Source organism: Mesorhizobium sp. M0848, assembly GCF_040319805.1.
Taxonomy (GTDB): Bacteria; Pseudomonadota; Alphaproteobacteria; order Rhizobiales; family Rhizobiaceae; genus Mesorhizobium.
In genome coordinates this window covers 321,342-339,192 of the sequence record NZ_JAMYOM010000002.1, presented here as the reverse complement: position 1 = coordinate 339,192, position 17,851 = coordinate 321,342, and the positions used below count along the sequence as shown (strand labels likewise).

The 17,851-nt window shown below is 63.3% G+C and carries 18 protein-coding genes, 2 pseudogenes and 1 riboswitch; of the genes and pseudogenes, 4 read left to right on the top strand and 16 right to left on the bottom strand.

The genetic code is table 11. The features are described from left to right. Positions 1–36: 36 nt before the first annotated feature. From NKH95_RS03525 to NKH95_RS03500, 6 genes are all read right to left on the bottom strand, one after another. The gene (locus NKH95_RS03525; protein ID WP_352891088.1) at positions 37–330 is read right to left on the bottom strand and encodes a hypothetical protein; all 294 of its coding nucleotides are present in this window, start codon (positions 328–330) and stop codon (positions 37–39) included. 148 nt (positions 331–478) lie between these two features. Further along, positions 479–2,392 (bottom strand): 1-deoxy-D-xylulose-5-phosphate synthase, encoded by a 1,914-nt coding sequence (gene dxs / locus NKH95_RS03520; protein WP_352891087.1) that lies wholly within the window; start codon positions 2,390–2,392, stop codon positions 479–481. Between the two features lie 130 nt (positions 2,393–2,522). After that, entirely contained in the window at positions 2,523–3,443 is a 921-nt protein-coding gene (locus tag NKH95_RS03515) for a pirin family protein (protein WP_352550848.1), read from the bottom strand. A 39-nt stretch (positions 3,444–3,482) separates the two neighbouring features. After that, positions 3,483–3,749 carry a DUF2277 domain-containing protein gene (locus NKH95_RS03510; protein ID WP_027035955.1) on the bottom strand — a complete coding sequence of 89 codons (267 nt, stop codon included), beginning with the start codon at positions 3,747–3,749 and terminating at the stop codon, positions 3,483–3,485. Positions 3,750–3,860: 111 nt separating this feature from the next. Next, on the bottom strand, positions 3,861–4,112 hold the full coding sequence (locus tag NKH95_RS03505; protein ID WP_023808624.1) for an exodeoxyribonuclease VII small subunit: 252 nt from the start codon (positions 4,110–4,112) through the stop codon (positions 3,861–3,863). 3 nt (positions 4,113–4,115) lie between these two features. After that, complete coding sequence (locus NKH95_RS03500; RefSeq protein ID WP_127290880.1) at positions 4,116–5,042, bottom strand: histone deacetylase family protein; 927 nt, start codon at positions 5,040–5,042, stop codon at positions 4,116–4,118. Positions 5,043–5,163: 121 nt separating this feature from the next. Beyond that, a riboswitch (cobalamin riboswitch) is annotated at positions 5,164–5,343 on the top strand. Between the two features lie 15 nt (positions 5,344–5,358). Between NKH95_RS03500 and bluB the strand changes: the two are divergent. Further along, positions 5,359–6,072: pseudogene (bluB, locus tag NKH95_RS03495) on the top strand (5,6-dimethylbenzimidazole synthase); the annotation flags it as partial. 122 nt (positions 6,073–6,194) lie between these two features. Here bluB and NKH95_RS03490 read toward each other — a convergent pair. After that, complete coding sequence (locus tag NKH95_RS03490) at positions 6,195–7,178, bottom strand: hypothetical protein (RefSeq protein WP_352891086.1); 984 nt, start codon at positions 7,176–7,178, stop codon at positions 6,195–6,197. 285 nt (positions 7,179–7,463) lie between these two features. Beyond that, entirely contained in the window at positions 7,464–8,072 is a 609-nt protein-coding gene (locus tag NKH95_RS03485; protein ID WP_023808628.1) for a TetR/AcrR family transcriptional regulator, read from the bottom strand. 200 nt (positions 8,073–8,272) lie between these two features. Here NKH95_RS03485 and NKH95_RS03480 point away from each other — a divergent pair. Further along, positions 8,273–8,677, top strand: a pseudogene (locus NKH95_RS03480) (MFS transporter); the annotation flags it as partial. Between the two features lie 37 nt (positions 8,678–8,714). On the opposite strand, the gene ribB reads toward NKH95_RS03480, so the two are convergent. Both ribB and aroC read right to left on the bottom strand, forming a co-directional pair. Then, complete coding sequence (ribB, locus tag NKH95_RS03475) at positions 8,715–9,815, bottom strand: 3,4-dihydroxy-2-butanone-4-phosphate synthase (RefSeq protein ID WP_023808630.1); 1,101 nt, start codon at positions 9,813–9,815, stop codon at positions 8,715–8,717. 103 nt (positions 9,816–9,918) lie between these two features. Further along, positions 9,919–11,028 (bottom strand): chorismate synthase, encoded by a 1,110-nt coding sequence (gene aroC / locus NKH95_RS03470; protein ID WP_023808631.1) that lies wholly within the window; start codon positions 11,026–11,028, stop codon positions 9,919–9,921. A gap of 183 nt (positions 11,029–11,211) precedes the next feature. Here aroC and NKH95_RS03465 point away from each other — a divergent pair, with 183 nt between their 5' ends. After that, the gene (locus tag NKH95_RS03465; RefSeq protein ID WP_023808632.1) at positions 11,212–11,472 is read left to right on the top strand and encodes a DUF1344 domain-containing protein; all 261 of its coding nucleotides are present in this window, start codon (positions 11,212–11,214) and stop codon (positions 11,470–11,472) included. Between the two features lie 45 nt (positions 11,473–11,517). On the opposite strand, the gene NKH95_RS03460 is transcribed toward NKH95_RS03465, so the two are convergent. The 4 genes from NKH95_RS03460 to NKH95_RS03445 form a co-directional block, all read right to left on the bottom strand. Further along, positions 11,518–12,105, bottom strand: coding sequence for a histidine phosphatase family protein (locus NKH95_RS03460; protein ID WP_352891085.1), 588 nt, complete (start codon positions 12,103–12,105; stop codon positions 11,518–11,520). Between the two features lie 46 nt (positions 12,106–12,151). Then, a complete protein-coding gene (fabI, locus tag NKH95_RS03455) occupies positions 12,152–12,970 on the bottom strand; it encodes an enoyl-ACP reductase FabI (protein WP_023808634.1) in 819 nt (272 codons plus the stop codon). A gap of 105 nt (positions 12,971–13,075) precedes the next feature. Then, positions 13,076–14,005: a DnaJ C-terminal domain-containing protein gene (locus tag NKH95_RS03450; protein WP_352439987.1), complete on the bottom strand. Its 930-nt coding sequence runs from the start codon at positions 14,003–14,005 to the stop codon at positions 13,076–13,078. Between the two features lie 132 nt (positions 14,006–14,137). Continuing rightward, on the bottom strand, positions 14,138–14,599 hold the full coding sequence (locus NKH95_RS03445) for an RT0821/Lpp0805 family surface protein (RefSeq protein ID WP_352439988.1): 462 nt from the start codon (positions 14,597–14,599) through the stop codon (positions 14,138–14,140). 77 nt (positions 14,600–14,676) lie between these two features. Between NKH95_RS03445 and pdxH the strand changes: the two genes are divergently transcribed. Further along, entirely contained in the window at positions 14,677–15,294 is a 618-nt protein-coding gene (pdxH, locus tag NKH95_RS03440; RefSeq protein ID WP_352439989.1) for a pyridoxamine 5'-phosphate oxidase, read from the top strand. A 9-nt stretch (positions 15,295–15,303) separates the two neighbouring features. Here the strand turns inward: pdxH and NKH95_RS03435 are convergent, their stop codons facing one another. Together NKH95_RS03435 and NKH95_RS03430 are read right to left on the bottom strand one after the other, a co-directional pair. Continuing rightward, complete coding sequence (locus NKH95_RS03435; protein ID WP_352439990.1) at positions 15,304–16,056, bottom strand: crotonase/enoyl-CoA hydratase family protein; 753 nt, start codon at positions 16,054–16,056, stop codon at positions 15,304–15,306. A gap of 20 nt (positions 16,057–16,076) precedes the next feature. Beyond that, complete coding sequence (locus NKH95_RS03430) at positions 16,077–17,846, bottom strand: acyl-CoA dehydrogenase family protein (protein WP_352891084.1); 1,770 nt, start codon at positions 17,844–17,846, stop codon at positions 16,077–16,079. Between the last annotated feature and the right edge of the window lie 5 nt (positions 17,847–17,851).

Genomic DNA, 17,851 nt, shown 5'->3' with positions numbered 1-17,851 from the left:
TCGGGCAATCCCGATCAAGGCTTGCTGCTCTCCAGCTCAGAATACGCTTCGGGGAACCGGACGCTCGACGGCTGGAGACAACCCATCCTCACGCCCTCCCGAAGCTTGCTCGCGTGCAGGCTCGATGGCAACCGCAGGCGCGGGAACAGGCGCCGGCAGAACCACCAATTGCGGCACCTGCTTGAATGAAAAGCCGCCGCGGATGTCGCCCATCTTGCCAGCGATGATGTCCATCGCCGCCTTTTCGAGGCTGCGATCATAGCGCGTTTCGGCTGTGGCCGGCGCGACGATGACGGCGCAAAGCGCTGCACCGCACAGAAGCGTTTTCATTGTTGTTGTCTCCCTGCCTGATCACGATCTAGCAGGGCGCCATTGAAAAACGGCCAACAGACACGGTAAGCAAAGCGCCAAACGTCAGCGTAAACAACGCGTTAAGATCGTTGGCCGGCAAACCGATTCAAGTCATTGAGACTTTGATTCAGGCGCGCTGGGCGTGGACTGTGTGCCCGAGTGCCACGAACACGGTGCGCACGATGCCGGCGGCATCGAGCCCGGCATCGGCATACATCTTTTCCGGCTTGGCGTGGTCGGTGAACGCGTCGGGCAGCACCAGCGGACGCACCTTCAGGCCGCTTTCCAGCAGGCCCTCATGGGCAAGGAACTGCAGCACGTGGCTGGCGAAGCCGCCGACGGCGCCCTCCTCCACCGTCACCAGCACCTCATGCGAGCGGGCCAGCCGTCGGATCAGATCCTGGTCGAGCGGCTTGGCGAAACGGGCGTCGGCGACAGTGGTGGACAGCCCGGCAGCCCCTAGCTCCTCGGCGGCGATCAGGCAATCCTGCAGCCGCGTGCCGAAGGACAGCAATGCAACCTTGGTGCCCTCCTTGACGACGCGGCCCTTGCCGATTTCGAGAACCGAGCCGCGCTCCGGCATGTCGACGCCGACGCCGTTGCCACGCGGATAGCGGAAGGCGATCGGACCCTCATCATAGCTCGCCGCAGTGCGTACCATGTGACGCAGCTCCGCCTCGTCGGCGGCCGCCATGACGACGAAACCCGGCAGTGTCGCCAGGAAGGTGGTGTCGAAGGCGCCGCAATGGGTGGCGCCATCGGCGCCGACGAAGCCGGCCCGGTCAATGGGAAAGCGCACCGGCAATTTCTGGATGGCGACGTCGTGGACGACCTGGTCGTAGGCGCGCTGCAGGAAGGTGGAATAGATGGCCGCGAACGGCTTGTAGCCTTCGGTGGCAAGGCCCGCCGCGAAGGTCACCGCATGCTGTTCGGCGATGCCGACATCGAAGGTGCGCGACGGGAACGCTTCACCGAACAAATCGAGGCCGGTACCGCTCGGCATGGCTGCGGTGACGGCGACGATACGGTCGTCCTCGCGGCCCTCCTGGACCAGGCTTTCGGCGAACACCTTGGTGTAGGCCGGTGCGTTGGCTGGCGCCTTGGCCTGCGCGCCGGTGATGACGTCGAACTTGTTGACGCCGTGATATTTGTCGGCAGCGGCTTCGGCCGGCGCATAGCCCTTGCCCTTCTGGGTGACGACATGGATGAGCACCGGGCCTTCGCCATTGTCGCGGACGTTTTTCAGGACCGGGATCAGATGCTCCAGATTGTGGCCGTCTATCGGGCCGATGTGATAGAAGCCGAGTTCCTCGAACAGCGTGCCGCCGGTGACGTAGCCGCGTGCATGCTCGACTGCCCTTGTGATCGCACGATCCGCGCGCTTGCCGAGATAGGACGTCAGTTTCTTGCCGAAATCGCGCAGGCCGATATAGGCCTTGCCGGAGGCCAGCCGCGCCAGATAGGCGCTCATCGCGCCGGTCGGCGGCGCGATCGACATGTCGTTGTCGTTGAGAATGACGATCAGCCGTGCATCGAGCGCGCCGGCATTGTTCATCGCCTCATAGGCCATGCCGGCAGACATGGCGCCGTCGCCGATGACGGCAATGACGTTGTTGCGGCCGCCGGAGAGATCGCGGGCGGCGGCCATGCCGAGGCCGGCCGATATCGACGTCGAGGAGTGGGCGGCGCCAAAGGGATCGTACTCGCTCTCGGCGCGGCGGGTGAAGCCGGACAGACCGCTTTCCTGGCGCAGCGTGCGGATACGGTCGCGGCGGCCGGTCAGGATCTTGTGCGGATAGGCCTGGTGGCCGACATCCCAGATCAGCCGGTCGTCGGGGGTGTTGAAGACATAGTGCAGCGCCACTGTCAGCTCGACCACGCCAAGCCCTGCGCCCAGATGACCACCCGTGCGGGACACGGCGTCGACCAGCTCGGCGCGAAGCTCGGACGCCAATTGCGGCAGTTCACTTTCGGCAAGCGTGCGCAGGTCGGCCGGGATGCGGACCTTGTCGAGAAGCGGCGTATGCGGCGTTGCGTTCACGGTGCTCGGGCTTTCGGTTGATGGGCGAATAGGCCGCCGGCCGGCGAAAGTAAATGTGTGTCAGTGACGCGGATCAGGCCCTAGTCTTTTGTCTATGCATTTCGTTCTGCCACTTTTGGGTGACAGGGCATCAGCTTTCCGGCAGCGGAATAAACTCTTCCTCGTCTCCGGGAACGATGTCGAAGCGGCCCGTCTTCCATTCCTCTTTCGCCTGTTCGATGCGCTCCTTGGACGACGAGACGAAATTCCACCAGATGTAACGCTTCGAACCAAGAGAGGCGCCGCCGAACAGCATGAAATGCGCCCCGGTCTGCGACGACACGACGATCTCGTCACCGGGACGGAACACCAGCAGCCGTTCGGCTGGGAATACATCACCCGAAATTGAGACCTCGCCTTCCAGCGTATAGATGGCGCGTTCTTCCGCATCAGCAGGGATTTTCACGCTGGCGCCGGGCGCCAGGCGCAGGTCGGCGTAGAGCGTCTCCGTGTCGGCCCTGACCGGGGACCGCAGTCCCTGGAAATCGCCGATGATGAGGCGCCCGTTGACGCCTTCGGCTTCGATCTCGGGAAGCCGAAGCGCTGCGGTATTCTCGAAAACCGGAGCCACCTCTTCCTTGTCGTCCGGCAGAGCCAGCCATGTCTGCAGGCCGGATACCGACATCGGCGCGCCACGCAGTTCCTCCGGCGTACGCTCCGAATGGACGATGCCGCGGCCGGCGGTCATCAAATTCACGTCGCCGGGCTGAATGACCATTTCGGTGCCGAGTGAATCGCGGTGCCGGATCTTGCCGTCGAACAGATAGGTGACCGTCGACAGGCCGATATGCGGATGCGGACGGACATCCAGTGCCTGACCGGCGCGCAGGATCGCGGGACCCATGCGGTCGAAGAAGATGAACGGCCCCACCAGCCGCCTTTTTGCCGTCGGCAGGGCACGGCGCACCTGAAAACCGCCGATATCCTTGGCGTTGGGTATGACCATCAATTCGATCTGATCGCTGGCGAAGGCATCGCCTGCCTCAGGGTCTTTCCCGGGGAAGAAGCTCATGGACTCTCCTTGTCGGTGGTCGAAGGCCGCCTGGCCGCATCAGGCAAAGCGGATCGCCGCCTTTGCCCGCAGCTTGGCCGCCACCTCTTCGCGATTACGCGGATGCTGGTGGGTTTCCAGGGAATCGAGCAGTTCGCGCGCCGAGGCGGCGATGGCTTCGACGGCATGGTCGAAGGCGTGCTGGTTCTGCTTCGAGGGCCGCGTCGTTCCGCTCAGCTTGCGGACGAACTGAAGAGCCGCGTCGCGCACCTCGTCATTGGTTGCCGGCGGATCAAAATTGAACAGGGTCTTGATGTTTCTGCACATCGCTTCCGTATCTCCTCTTGTCCTTGAGCTGTTTCAAGCGGAACGAGTTATATCCTCGATCATGATCCTGTCCAAAAACTGGTGAGGCGAGGCCATCGTTCGGACCGGGCCTCAATCCGCGTCGAGTGGCTCCGTTCCGACCGGCTTGCCGTCGCGCGACAGCCTGATCTTCTCGACCTTGTCCTCGGCGGCCTTCAGCAGCCGGTCGCAATGCGCCTTCAGCGCCTCGCCACGTTCATAGATCCTGATCGACTGGTCGAGCGGCACGTCGCCACGCTCCAGATCATCGACGATCTTCTCCAGCGCATCGAGTGCCTGCTCGAAGCTCATCGCCTTGACGTCTTCGTTGGTCTCATCGGCCATCATTCATCCTTTCATCAGTCGCCCGACATGGGCGGCGACCGAAAATGCCAATCCCTGCAGATCGTAGCCGCCCTCGAGCAGGCTGACGAGCCGGTTGCCGCTGTGGCGTGCCGCGCGCTGCATCAGCTGGCCGGTCGCCCAGTCGAAATCATCCTCGGTCAGATTGATCTCGGCCAGCGGATCGCGGTGGTGCGCGTCGAACCCCGCCGAAATGATGATCAGGTCGGGCGCGAAATTGTCGAGCGCGGGCAGGACGCGCGACAGGAAGGCATCGCGAAACACTTCGCTGCCGGTCTGCGGCGCCAGCGGTGCGTTGACGATGTTGCCGGCGCCCGTTTCGGTCTTCGCTCCGGTGCCGGGATAAAGCGGCATCTGGTGTGTCGAGCAATAGAGCACCGACGGATCGTCCCAGAAAATATCCTGCGTGCCATTGCCGTGATGCACGTCCCAGTCGACGACGGCAACGCGCTCGACACCGTGTTTCTTCTGCGCATAACGCGCCGCGATCGCCGCCGTGTTGAACAGGCAAAAGCCCATCGCCGTGGTCTTTTCGGCATGATGGCCGGGCGGCCGGGCGGCGACGAAGACGTTGTCGGCGCGGCCCGAAAAGACATCATCGACGGCGGCGTTGGCGGCGCCGATCGCGGTGATCGCCGCTTGCCAGCTCTTCGGGCTGGCAGTGGTGTCGGCATCGATGCGGGCAATCCCCTCGTCGGGGATGGCGGCGCGAACGCGGGCGACGAAATCGGCGGGATGCGCGTAGAGGATGGTGGCCTCGTCGCCTTCCGGCGCCTGAATACGATCGAGCCCGGCAAAGGCTTCGTCGTCGAGCACGCGCTCGATGGCGCGTAAGCGGTCGGGCCGCTCGGGATGTCCGGGCGGCGTGAGATGCTCGAGGAAGATCGGATGGGTGTAGAGACGGGTGGTCATCGTCCTAATCTAGTGACCCGGATCGACAAAGGCCATGCACGGGCGGCCGATGACTGGGGAAAATCGCGACTGCGTCCATTCGCGTCGCCGCAGGCATTGGCCCCGCGGGCGCTTCGGCGTAAGGTCCCTGGTACTGCCTGGTGCCCGCCGCAAGCGGGAGAATCGGGAACACGGTTGAATTCCGTGGCGTGCCCAACGCTGTGAGGGGGACCGCGCCGGTAAATGCCACTGTCGATGACGGGAAGGCACCGGACGCGGGTTGATCCCGAGCCAGAAGACCGGCCTGGCAGGCATTGTCATCCGCGTGGTCAGGCGGATGGCATCAGAGCGACGTGCGTCTACTTGGACGCACAAAGTACGCTCTGTCAGTTTTGAATCTGCAATCGCAAGGGGACAAGCGATGCCGGAACACATGACCGCTGCCATTGACGATGGATTTGACCAGAATGCGCGCGATGCGGTCTACCGCGCCATGTTCACGCGGCGTGACGTGCGCAGCCATTTCCTGCCCACCGCGATCGATGACGACGTGCTGGCACGGCTGCTGCTTGCCGCCCATCACGCGCCATCGGTCGGCTTCATGCAGCCATGGAATTTCATTGTCATTCGCGATGTCAAACGACGGGCGGAGGTGCGCGACCTGTTCCTGGCCGCGCGAGAACAGGAACTGCCGGCTATCGAGGCGGAAAAACAGGCGCTGTACCGCAAGCTCAAGCTGGAAGGCATCTGCGAGAGCGCGCTCAACATCTGCATCACCTGCGACCGGCAGCGCTCGAAGGGTTCGCCGCTGGGACGTTGGCACAATCCGGAGATGGATCTCTACAGCACCGTCTGCGCGGTGCAGAATTTCTGGCTGGCCGCGCGTGCCGAGGGCGTTGGCGTCGGCTGGGTGAGCATCATCGAGGCTGAGGCGCTGAAGCGGCTGTTGGCCATTCCGGATCACGTAACGCCGGTCGCCTATCTCTGCGTCGGCCGTGTTTCCGAGTTCGCTCCCAAACCGGACCTTGAAACGCATGGCTGGGGACGGCGGCTGCCGCTGCCGGAGCTGATCATGAGCGAGACCTTTTCCGGGCAAGGCGAGACACAGCTCAAATCCACCGTGGCGCGCCTCAACACCGTTCCTGCCTCACCAGACACCATCCGCCCAGCCGATCAGGGTGTGGCGCCGGCCGTAGCCCAGCGCGAACCGCCGAAGGAGGCCAGCGCCTTGTCCTTGAGCTCCCTGAACTTCGACGATGCCTCGGCCAGCCGGGCGTCCCAGGCCGGATCGGGCACCTGGCCCGCGATGGTCTTGAAATAGACCTGCATCAGGCAGGCGATGGCGAAAGGCTCGATGAACGCCGCCTTGAATGCCCAGGCGAAGACGATGGCGAGCACAAAAGCCCAGCCGGCGAGCTGGCCAGGCATCAGGAACAGAATCGCACCGGCAGGTGCCAGCATCATCAGAAAGATGATGAACGACATGCCCCACATGATGACCGCCAGCCAGACGGCGTTCTTGACCATGACCTTGCCGTTCTGAGCATAGAGCACTACGCCTTGGCGCGCCGTCTCGAAGGGCGAGGCTGAATTGATGCGGATGTTGTAGCCGAGGATGATCTCGTCGACATAGGTCAGCGACAGGCGGATCACCGTGTTGATGAAGGAGACCAGGCCGCTCAGGCCTGGTATCGGCAGGAAGGCGGCGATACCGCCGAGCAGGCCGGTGATGGCATGGATGGCACCCTTGACGAGTCGGTCGACGACGAAAAGGATGTTGGCTTCGGCAAAACGCTGGGTGACGACATCCCTGGCGTAGGCGATCTGGTCCTGACCGCCGGGAATGTCGCGGCCGTCGATCAGATGAACCATGACGGCGATGTGGCCGGCCTTGACGACATAGAGGATGTATTCGCGGATCCAGTAGACGGCGATCGAGACGACGCCGAAACCGACCACGCCGCCCCACAGGGCAAACGACAGCGGCCCGTCGGGATCAGTGGAGATATGGCCGACGCCATAGCCGACAGAGGCACCGGTGCCGGTCGCCATGATGTAGGCCAGCGTGATGCCGAAATAGACGATCATGCGAAAAACGATGAACGGCCAGGTCCGCATCATGATGGACACCGACCGGCCGATCTCAAAATCCCACATGTGCCCCGAATCTCCGCCTCAGAGATGGTGGAAGAGGATGGACTCAACCCGGCGATTGTCAATTGCCGGCCCTGACGCCAAAGGGCGACGAATTCGGGGTAACGGGTTGGTTCGGAGCCCGCCAGCGCGTTGGCTGACGGAGCATCAAACGAAAAACCCGCCTGTGCGGCGGGTCACTGGCGCAAATCAGCACCATGGATGAATATATACCTTAGCTGAGGGCACGGTGTCAAGAAAAAATTCCTATCGTGAACAGCTGCCGGCACGAAAGCTCCGGTGAGAACTTCAATTCGACTGCGGATCCGGCTTCCTGAGCAGGCCTTCGAGCAGTTGCTTGAACGCCGTCACCACCTTCTTCGACGTCGTTTCGGGGTCGTTCGAATTGGCGATCCGTTGCGCTGCCTGGCTGCTCGCTCCGATGATCAGTCGCGAGGCGGTCTCGGGGTCGAGGCTGGAGACAACGACCCCCTCCTCCTGCAGCGCGGTCAGATGGTCGGTCATTGAAGCGATGCACGCACTGGCATTCGGCCATTGCGCTGGATCCCCCAGCACGGCCGGGCCATCGCGGAACATGATGCGCTGGATTTCCGGCTCCAGCGCCATCTCGATATAGGTCGAGCACTCGTCGACGAAATGTTGCCAGCGGGTCGGTGCTCTCGACGCGACCTCATTGATGCGCGCCGCCATCTCGCCGTCAATCTGGGCTATGACCGCCTGCAACAGCCCCTTCTTGTCGCCGAAATGATGATAGAGCGCACCGCGCGTCAGCCCGGCCGAAGCGGTGAAATCATCCATCGAGGCTTCCGCATAGCCTGTTGTGCCGAAGGCATGACGGGCCGCCGCAATAAGCTTTGCGCGCGTCTCGGCGATCATCTCCTTGCGGGGTTTGTGCATGTGTCCTGGACCTATTCACATACGCTTCGTATGCTAATTGACATACGCGGCGTATGCTCTATCTAATAATCATACGCTCCGTATGTAATTGTCCAATCGTCCTTTGTCGAGGAACCAACCGATGCAAAATCCCTATGCGGAAATCTTTCGTGCCCCCGGCGCCAAGGGCTTTGCGGCCGCCGGCTTCCTAGCGCGAGGCGCCGCTGCAACGCCAGCTCGCCATCGCAGTCGCCCTCGTCGCGCTCGGCACGCTGTTGCCGCTCGCCGCCGACACCGTGCCGCTGCTGGCGCTGACCGTGTTCATCAGCGGTGTGGCGATCTCGCCGACCTTCATCACGGCCTTCGGCCTGATCGAGCGGCATGTGCCGGAAGCGATGCTGACCGAAGGCATCACCTGGGTCATGACCGGCATCGGCATCGGCATGGCGCTGGGCTCGTTCGCGGCCGGCGCGGTGGTGGATGCGTTCGGTGCACCGAACGGGTTCTGGGTGTCGGTGGCTTCAGGCACGATCGCGCTGGCCACGGTGCTGCTTGGCCAACGCAGCCTTGCCACGACTGAGTGCGAGATGGACGGATGTGAAGCGGCCGCGATTGCCGCGGAATAATCAGATAGCGCCCGGTTTCGAGCCGGGCGCTAGCTGCCTAGAGGATCTCGGTCTTGGCGATGTGGATGCCAAAACCTTCGAGGCCGACATAGTGGCGTTCGCGCGAGGCGATCAGGTTGATCGAGGAGATGCCGAGATCCTTGAGGATCTGCGCGCCGAGCCCGATCTCGCGCCACTCGTTTTCGCGGCGGCGAGCCTCTTCGTGATCCTCGCGGTCGCCGCTGGCCGGCCGTTTGCGTTCCTGATGCGCAACGCCGACGGAGCCTTCTCTGAGATAGACGATGACGCCGCGCCTGCGCTCACCCATCGCCTTCATGATGGCGTCGAGCCGGTGGCTGGTGCCGAAGACATCGGTCACCACATCCTCGGAATGCAGACGCACCGGGACCTCCTCGCCGTCGCGGATGTCGCCGAAGACTATCGCGACGTGATGCATGGAGTCCCACGGCAGCGTGTAGGTGAAGACCTGTGCCTTGCCGCCGAGCGTGTCGATTTCCGAGCACGCGACGCGTTCGACCAGAGTTTCCTTGCGCTGCCGGTAGGCAATGAGGTCGGCGACCGAAACCTGCTTCAGCCCATGCTCCTGGGCGAAAGCCTGCACCTGCGGGCCGCGCTTGACGGTGCCGTCATCATTGACCAGCTCGGAAATGACGCCGACCGGCGGCAGGCCGGCGAGCTTGCACAGATCGACCGCTGCTTCGGTATGACCGGAGCGCATCAGCACGCCGCCTTCGCGCGCAATCAAAGGGAAGATGTGGCCGGGCCGGACGAAATCCGAGCCGCCGACATTGCCGTTGGCAAGATTGCGAACGGTCAAAGTGCGATCTTCGGCCGAGATGCCCGTGGTGGTGCCATGCTTGAAATCGACGCTGACGGTGAAAGCCGTGGTGTGGGCGGAATCGTTGTCGGCGACCATCGGCGCAAGGTTAAGCCGCTTGGCTTCTTCGCGCGGCATCGGCGTGCAGACGATGCCGGACGTGTGGCGAACGATGAACGCCATTTTTTCGGGCGTGCAGTGGACGGCGGCGACGATCAGGTCGCCCTCGTTCTCGCGCCCGTCATCATCCATGACGACGACGATCTCGCCGCGTTCGAAAGCACGCAGGGCTTCGACGATTTTTTTCTGGTCGTAAGGCATGGGTACTCGCTTCGCTCGCAGGGGAATAAGGGAGTAGGGCAGTACGGGAGTAGGGAAAAGCAAAAAGATTTGGCCGGCCGGACTAAGAGCGCAACATATTGCCCTATTCCCCTATTCCCCTCCCCGTCTGTCCCCGATGCCGCAGATAGTGGTCGGCGATCGCACAGGCAACCATTGCTTCGCCGATCGGCACGGCGCGGATGCCGACGCATGGATCGTGGCGGCCCTTGGTCATGATCTCGACGTCCTTGCCGTCCTTGTCGATCGACTTTCGCGGCGTCAGGATCGACGAGGTCGGCTTGACGGCGAAACGGGCGACGATCGCCTGGCCGGTCGAGATGCCGCCGAGGATGCCGCCGGCATTGTTGGACAGGAACACCGGCTTGCCGTCATTGCCGATGCGCATCTCGTCGGCATTCTGTTCACCGGTGATGCGGGCGGCCTCGAAGCCGTTGCCGATCTCGACGCCCTTGACGGCGTTGATCGACATCAAGCCGGAGGCGATGTCTTGGTCAAGCTTGGCATAGATCGGCGCGCCGAGGCCTGGCGGAACGCCGTCGGCGACGATTTCGATCACCGCACCGACCGAGGAGCCCGCCTTGCGGATGCCGTCGAGATATCTGGTGAAGACAGGAACGGACGCCGGATCGGGGGTGAAGAACGGATTTTCGGCATCGCCGATGAAATTCCAGTTCCAGTTGGCGCGGTCGATGGATTTTTCGCCCATCGACACCAGCGCGCCGCGCACCACCACGCCCGGAACCACCTTGCGCGCCAAGGCACCGGCCGCCACCCTGGCTGCCGTCTCGCGGGCCGAGGAGCGGCCGCCGCCGCGATAATCGCGCACGCCGTATTTCACGTCATAAGTGTAGTCGGCATGGCCCGGCCGGTATTGGCGGGCGATCTCGCCATAATCCTTTGAACGCTGGTCGACATTCTCGATCAGCATCGACACCGGCGTGCCGGTGGTGATCATCGTCTCGCCGTCCTCGTCGAAAATGAAGCCAGACAGCACCTTCACTTCATCTGGTTCGCGACGCTGCGTCACGAAACGTGATTGCCCCGGCCGGCGCTTGTCGAGTTCGACCTGGATATCGTCGCGCGTAAAGCGGATGCCAGGCGGGCAGCCGTCGACCACGCAGCCGAGGGCGGCGCCATGGCTTTCCCCCCAGGTGGTGACGCGGAAAAGGTGGCCGAACGTGTTGTGAGACATGGAAAGTGCCCTGCCCGGCAGCGGAGCCGGCTGAAGCCTGCCTTCTATTGGCGTTTTTCGCAGTGGTCAAACTGTCATCCCAGCCGTTTAAGTTTTGACACATTCGGCTGGTTTCTGCTTTCTTCGATCCGCCGTTGAGTATCCGCCGCCGCCGTGCCGGTGCAATGATAAAGAGGAACGATTATGCGTACCCTGATTGGCGCCGTTGCCGCCACGCTGCTGCTTTCCACCGCCGCTTTCGCCGGCCAGACCGAAGGCCTGATCAAGAAGATCGACAAGGACACGGCGACGCTGACGCTGGATGACGGCAAGTCCTACAAGCTGAACGCCGAGACCGACCTCGACGCGCTGAAGCCGGGCATGGACATCGTCATCGCCTACGATGTAACCAATGGTGAAAACATCGTCACCGACATGGAACTGCCGGACAGCTCTGCCAACTAGAGCTTCCAGTAAAAATCGGGCGGTGGCTCGCCCTCAGAGGTGGGCTTACAGCCATTCCAGGCTCTTGCCTTCAAGCTTGAGCAGACGATCCTGCGGTATCTCCAGGTTCGAAGCCTCGGCCTCGGCAATGCCCAGCACAAAGCGAAACAGGGTCCGCATGACGCCGCCATGAGTCACGCAGATCGACTGGCGGTCGATCGCGTCGAAGCATGGCCTCACCCGTTCGAGCAGCATCTGATAGCTCTCGGCGCCTTCGCCGGGGGGCTGAAAGTTCCACTTGTCCAGAGCCCGCGTCATGCTCGCTCCGGGATACCGTGTCTCGAGTTCGGGAAAGGTAAATCCCTGCCAGTCGCCGAAATTGACCTCGACGAGGCGCGGATCGGTTCGATAGGCACCCGGATCGAGCTTCATCGCAGCGCGAATACGCTGCATCGTTTCGCGCGTCCGTTTCATCGGACTGGCGAGGAAATCGAATTCCCAGGGATTTGGGACCAACGCGGCTAGCCGAAGCCCGTTTCCGGTCGCCTGCTCGCGGCCAAGAGCGTTGAGATCGGTGTCGGCCTGCCCCTGAAGCCGCATTTCGGCGTTCCACGCGGTCTGGCCGTGGCGCGCGATATAAACCAGCGGGTACATCAGGTCTTCCGGTGCGGGATCGGGACGGACGACGGTTGGCCGGGTGTTAGTCCTTGACCGTCGAAATATCAGGCGCGTCGACCGCCTTCATGCCGACGACGTGGTAGCCCGAATCGACGTGATGCACTTCACCGGTGACGCCGCGCGACAGGTCGGACAGGAAATAGACGCCGGAATCGCCGACTTCCTCCTGCGTCACCGTCTGCTTCAGCGGCGAATTGTACTCGTTCCACTTCAGGATGTAGCGGAAATCGCCGATGCCAGAGGCCGCAAGCGTCTTGATCGGGCCGGCCGAAATGGCGTTGACGCGGATCTTCTTGGCGCCGAGGTCGACCGCCAGGTAGCGCACGCTGGCCTCGAGCGCCGCCTTGGCGACACCCATGACGTTGTAGTGCGGCATGACCTTTTCGGCACCGTAGTAGGTCAGCGTCAGCAACGAGCCGCCATTGGTCATCAGCGCCTCGGCGCGCTTGGCAATGGTGGTGAAGGAATAGACCGAAATGTCCATGGTGCGCAGGAAATTGTCGCGCGTCGTCTCGACATAGCGGCCGGTCAGCTCGTCCTTGTCGGAGAAGGCAATGGCGTGGACGAGGAAATCAAGCTTGCCCCAATGTTTGGCGACATTGGCGAAAACCTCGTCCAGGCTCGCCGGATCGGTGACGTCGCAATGGCCGGCGACAAAGGCGCCCAGTTCCGCCGCCAGCGGCTCGACGCGCTTCTTGAACGCCTCGCCCTGATAGGTCAGCGCGATCTCGGCGCCATGGTCGACGCACGACTTGGCGATGCCATAGGCGATCGACCTATTGTTGGCGACGCCAAGAATGAGGCCGCGCTTGCCGGCCATTAGGCCCTGTCCACCCGCCATGTCAGCGCTCTCCGCAAGATTCAGCTTTGTGGGTTGCCCTATCGCACAGGCACAGAGCCCCTTCAAGCGCTCAAACCGGACAGTTCAGGGGACAAAAGCCGCCGATCAGCCTTTTTGGCTGCGCAACAGCGCTTCGAGCGCGCTATCACCGTCTTCCGGCAGCATGATGCGCACATGAGCGTAGAGATCGCCGTGGCCGCCGGCCTTTTCCGGCAGGCCCCTGCCCTTCAGCCGCAGGACCTTGTCGGAGCTCGACCAGGCTGGAATGTTGACCGCGAGCCTGCCGGTCGGCGTCTCGACCGGCACCTTGGCGCCGAGCACCGCATCCGCCAGCGCCACCGGCAGATCGGCGTGCAGGTCGCGGCCCTCGATGCGGTAGCGTGGATGTCGGCGCAGATGGATCTTGACCAGCGCGTCGCCTGGCTGGCCCGGCCCCTGCTCGCCTTGGCCTTTGAGGCGGATGGTCTGGCCATCCTCGACATAGGCCGGCAGCTTGACCGCCACTTTGCGGCCGTCGGGGAACATCGCCGTCACCTTTTCGGCGGTCGCCGCTTCCTCGATGGTGACGTCGAGCGTGACGTTCAGATCGGCTGCTGTCGCCTGCTGGCGGCGATCGCCCGTGCCGGGACCGCGCGCGCCCGAAAAAGTGTCGCCAAAAATCTGGCTGAAGATGTCGCTGTTGCCGTCGAACGGATCGCCACCCGGTCGGCCGGAGCGGAATTCGAACCGCGAACCGCCCGGACCCTGTTGCCGGCGAAAGCCGCCAAAGGAATCGCCGCCACCGGCAGCGCCCTCAAAGCCTTGGAATCGCGGCTTGCCGTCGGCGTCGATTTCGCCGCGATCGAAAGCGGCGCGATTCTTTTCGTCGCCGACGATCTCATAGGCCTGGTTGGCCGCGGCAAAACGGTCCTTCGCCTTGGGATCATTCGGGTTCTGATCCGGATGATGCTTCTTGGCGAGTTTCCGGTACGCCGATTTTATATCCTTGGCCGATGCGTTCTTGGCAACGCCCAGCACCTCATAGGGGTCGCGCATGCTTACTGCCCTGGAGAAGAGTTGAGTCTCTGGTTGCCCCCTATATGCGCTCGCATAGGAAGAAATTCCAGTGCTGGAGCCGCATATCAGACGCGGAAATCAGAGCCGGTCCGATCGACTTGCGGATCAGGCTCAGAGTGCCTTGAAGTCCTGCATGCGCCAGCCGCCGGCGCTGGCCAGGCACAGTTCGCCTTCGAACATGGCAACGCCGTCAAAGCTTTCGCGCGAGGCCTTGAAGCGGCGGCAGGTCTGGCCGTTGTCCTTCAATTCCGCCAGATCGGTGATGGTACCGCGCGAGCCGGTGCCGGCATTGGCCCATGGGACGGCCTGCCCGCCGAGCTGCTCGATATCGGCCGAGGAAACCGCATTGCCGATCGTCGTCTGGTCGGAGTCGCGATCCAAATTGGCCGGCGCGGCCGAGGCCGATGTGCTGCTGGTCAGGATCGAGCGGTCGACTTCGGCTTTTTCCAGGCTGAAGCCGCCGGCGCCACACGCGGCAAGCGGCAAGGCGACCGCCACGATCGCGGCTTTCGCGCTGGCCGAAGCGATAACGCTCCATTGCCTGCTGTCAAAAGCTTGCGCGATACGCGACAATCGGCAGCCTCCCCCTTGCTTCGTTAAGAATCTTGGTTTTGTAAGAATCTTGGCTTCGTGACAATTTGAGAAAAACTATGAGTGACACTGAGTTAACAAGCGGTGACTTTACCGAGGCTGCCGAGCCGTTTCGCCTCTTTGCCGCATGGCTGGACGACGCAACGAAAAGCGAGCCGAACGACCCCAACGGCGTGGCTCTGGCGACCGTCGATGCCGACGGCATGCCGGATGTGCGTATGGTGTTGCTCAAGGGATTCGATGAAGGCGGGTTTGTCTTCTACACGAATTTCGAGAGCGCCAAGGGCCAGGAGATTCTTGGCAGCATGAAGGCGGCGATGTGTTTCCATTGGAAGTCGCTGCGCCGCCAGGTGCGCATTCGCGGACCGGTGGAGATCGTCAGCGACGCCGAAGCCGACGCCTATTACGCGACGCGGCCACGCGGCAGCCGCATCGGCGCCTGGGCCTCGAAACAGTCGCGACCACTGGAAAGCCGCTTTGCGCTGGAAAAGGCGGTGGCAGAATACACGGCACGCTATCCGATCGGCGAGATCCCCCGGCCAAAGCACTGGTCCGGCTTCCGAATCGTGCCGAGCACCATCGAGTTCTGGCACGACAGGCCGTTCCGCCTGCACGACCGGCTCGTCTTCAGCCGCGACGCGAAAGGCGCCTGGGATAAGACGAGGCTTTATCCCTGAAGGAGAGGCTCAGGCCTTCTTTCTCGTCATGAACGCGGTGAGCGCGGCGCGGGCCTCATCGGACTTCAGCCGCTCGCGAAAATGCTCGCTTTCCTCGCCGATGCGGGCGACGAGGTCGTCTCGCGAGCCACGCATCAGGTCGCGCGCGATCTTCAGCGCCTGCGGCGGCTTGGCCGCGATCTGCCCGGCCGCCGCCAGCACCGAGGCCTCCAGCGCTGCTTCCTCGACCACCTCGTAGATCAGGCCGGCGGCCTTCGCCCGTTCAGCCGAAAAGCCTTCGCCGAGGCCGAGCAGCGCGAAGGCACCCTGCTGCCCGAGGATGCGCGGCGCCAGAAGGCTCGATCCCGCCTCAGGCACCAGGCCAAGGTCGACGAAAGGCGTCCTGAACACGGTGCGTGGCGTGGCGAAGGTCAAGTCGCAATGCAGGTTGAGCGTGGTTCCGATGCCGACCGCGATGCCGTCGACGCCGGAGACCAAGGGTTTTTCGACCTTGGCCAGGGCCATCAGGAAATCCCAGACTTCGGTGCCGCCGTCGCCGCCGGTGGCGACGACCATGAAGTCGGCAAGGTCGTTGCCGGAGGAGAAAGCGCCGGGCACGCCGAGGAAGACATGGACGCGGATCGCGGGATCGGCGTCGCCTTCAGCCAGGGCTTTTGACATTTTCGCATACATGGCGCGCGTCAGCGCGTTCTTCTTGTCCGGCCGGTTCATGCGGATAATCTGGATGGCGCCCTGGCGCTCGACGAGGATATGGTCTGTCACGGTGTCTTCCTTGTGAAACGTCAGGCGGAGACGAGCGTCTTGCCGGCAGCGGCGAGGCTTTCGGCGCCATCGATGACGCGCGCCCTCAAGGCGCTGACCTCGCCGAGCAGGTTTTCGGCAAAGAAACGGCAAAGCGCTATGCGGTTGTGATCGGCAAGAGCACCGCGCGCCAGATAGGCGCCGCCGGCGGCAAGCGAGATCAGCCTGAGATAGGGCGTGGCGCCTGCCAGCGCCTCTTCCGACCGGCCATCGGCCGTCAGTTTTTGCAGGAAGCGGGTCGCTTCGCTGAGATCGCCAAGTGCCGCGTCGAGAGCGTCGGCGGTGCGGCCGAAACCCTGCATGTTCGAGGTCCGCACCGCTGCGGCCATACCAGCCAGTTCGGCGATGTAACCATGCACATGGTCGCCACCGCCGAGCGGCAGCTTGCGCATCACCAGATCGATCGCCTGGATACCGTTGGTGCCCTCGTAGATCGGCGCGATGCGCGCGTCACGATAGAAGGCGGCCGCTCCCGTCTCCTCGATGAAACCCATGCCGCCATGAACCTGGAGGCCGAGTGAGGCAACTTCGACGCCGATATCGGTCGAGAACGCCTTTGCCAGCGGCGTCAGCAGATTGGCACGGTCGCGCCAGTGTGCCGCCTCGTCACCGGCGGAGACTCGGGCCATGTCGATGGCGTGGGCACAGGAATAGCTGATGGCGCGTGCGGTTTGGGTCAGCGCCTTCATGGTCAGCAGGTTACGCTGGACATCGGGGTGATGGACGATAGGCGCCATACCCGTGCCAGTGTAGCTCGCGGCCTTGCCCTGCCGGCGCTCATTGGCATAGGCGATCGCCCTCTGCGTTGCGGCTTCCGCGACCGCTACCCCCTGCATGCCGACACAAAGCCGCGCATTGTTCATCATGGTGAACATGCAGGCTAGCCCCTTGTTCTCCTCGCCGATCAGCCAGCCGACGGCGCCGGGTTCGGCACCTTCGAAGCCGTCGCCATAGATCATGGTGCAGGTCGGTGAGGCATGGATGCCGAGTTTATGCTCAAGTCCGGAACAGAAGACGTCGTTGCGCGCGCCAAGCGCGCCATCGTCGCCGACCAGGAATTTCGGCACCAGGAACAACGATATGCCGCGCGTGCCGGCCGGCGCGTCGGGCAGCCGCGCCAGCACCAGATGGATGATGTTGTCGGTGAAATCGTGCTCGCCATAGGTGATGAAGATTTTTTGGCCGAAGATGCGGTAGCTGCCGTCACCCGCCGGCTCGGCGCGGGCGCGCAAGGCGGCGAGGTCCGAACCGGCTTGCGGCTCGGTCAGGTTCATCGTGCCCATCCAGTCGCCGGAGACGAGCTTTTCGAGATATTTGGCCTTGAGGTCGTCGGAGGCGTGTTTGTCGAGCGCCTCGACCGCGCCCATGGTCAGCGTCGGGCCGATGCCGAAGGCCATGGCGGCGGAGTTCCACATTTCGAGCGCGGCCACGCCGAGCATGGTCGGCAGCGCCTGGCCGCCATATTCCGCAGGCCCGGAGAGCGCGTTCCAGCCGCCATCGATCCAGCGGCGATAGAGTTCCTTCCAGCCGGGCGGCGTGGTGACGGCGGCGCCCTTCAGCACCGCACCCTGCCGATCGCCGATCGTGTAGAGCGGTGCGACCTCTTCGGTGGCGAAACGGCCGGCCTCACCCAGAACGGCATCGACCAGATCCTCGCCGAGATCGCCGAAGGTGCCGGCATCGAGCGCCGATTTCATGCCGGCCACGTGCTTGAGCGTGAAGGCGATATCCTCGACCGGTGCCCTATACATGCCGC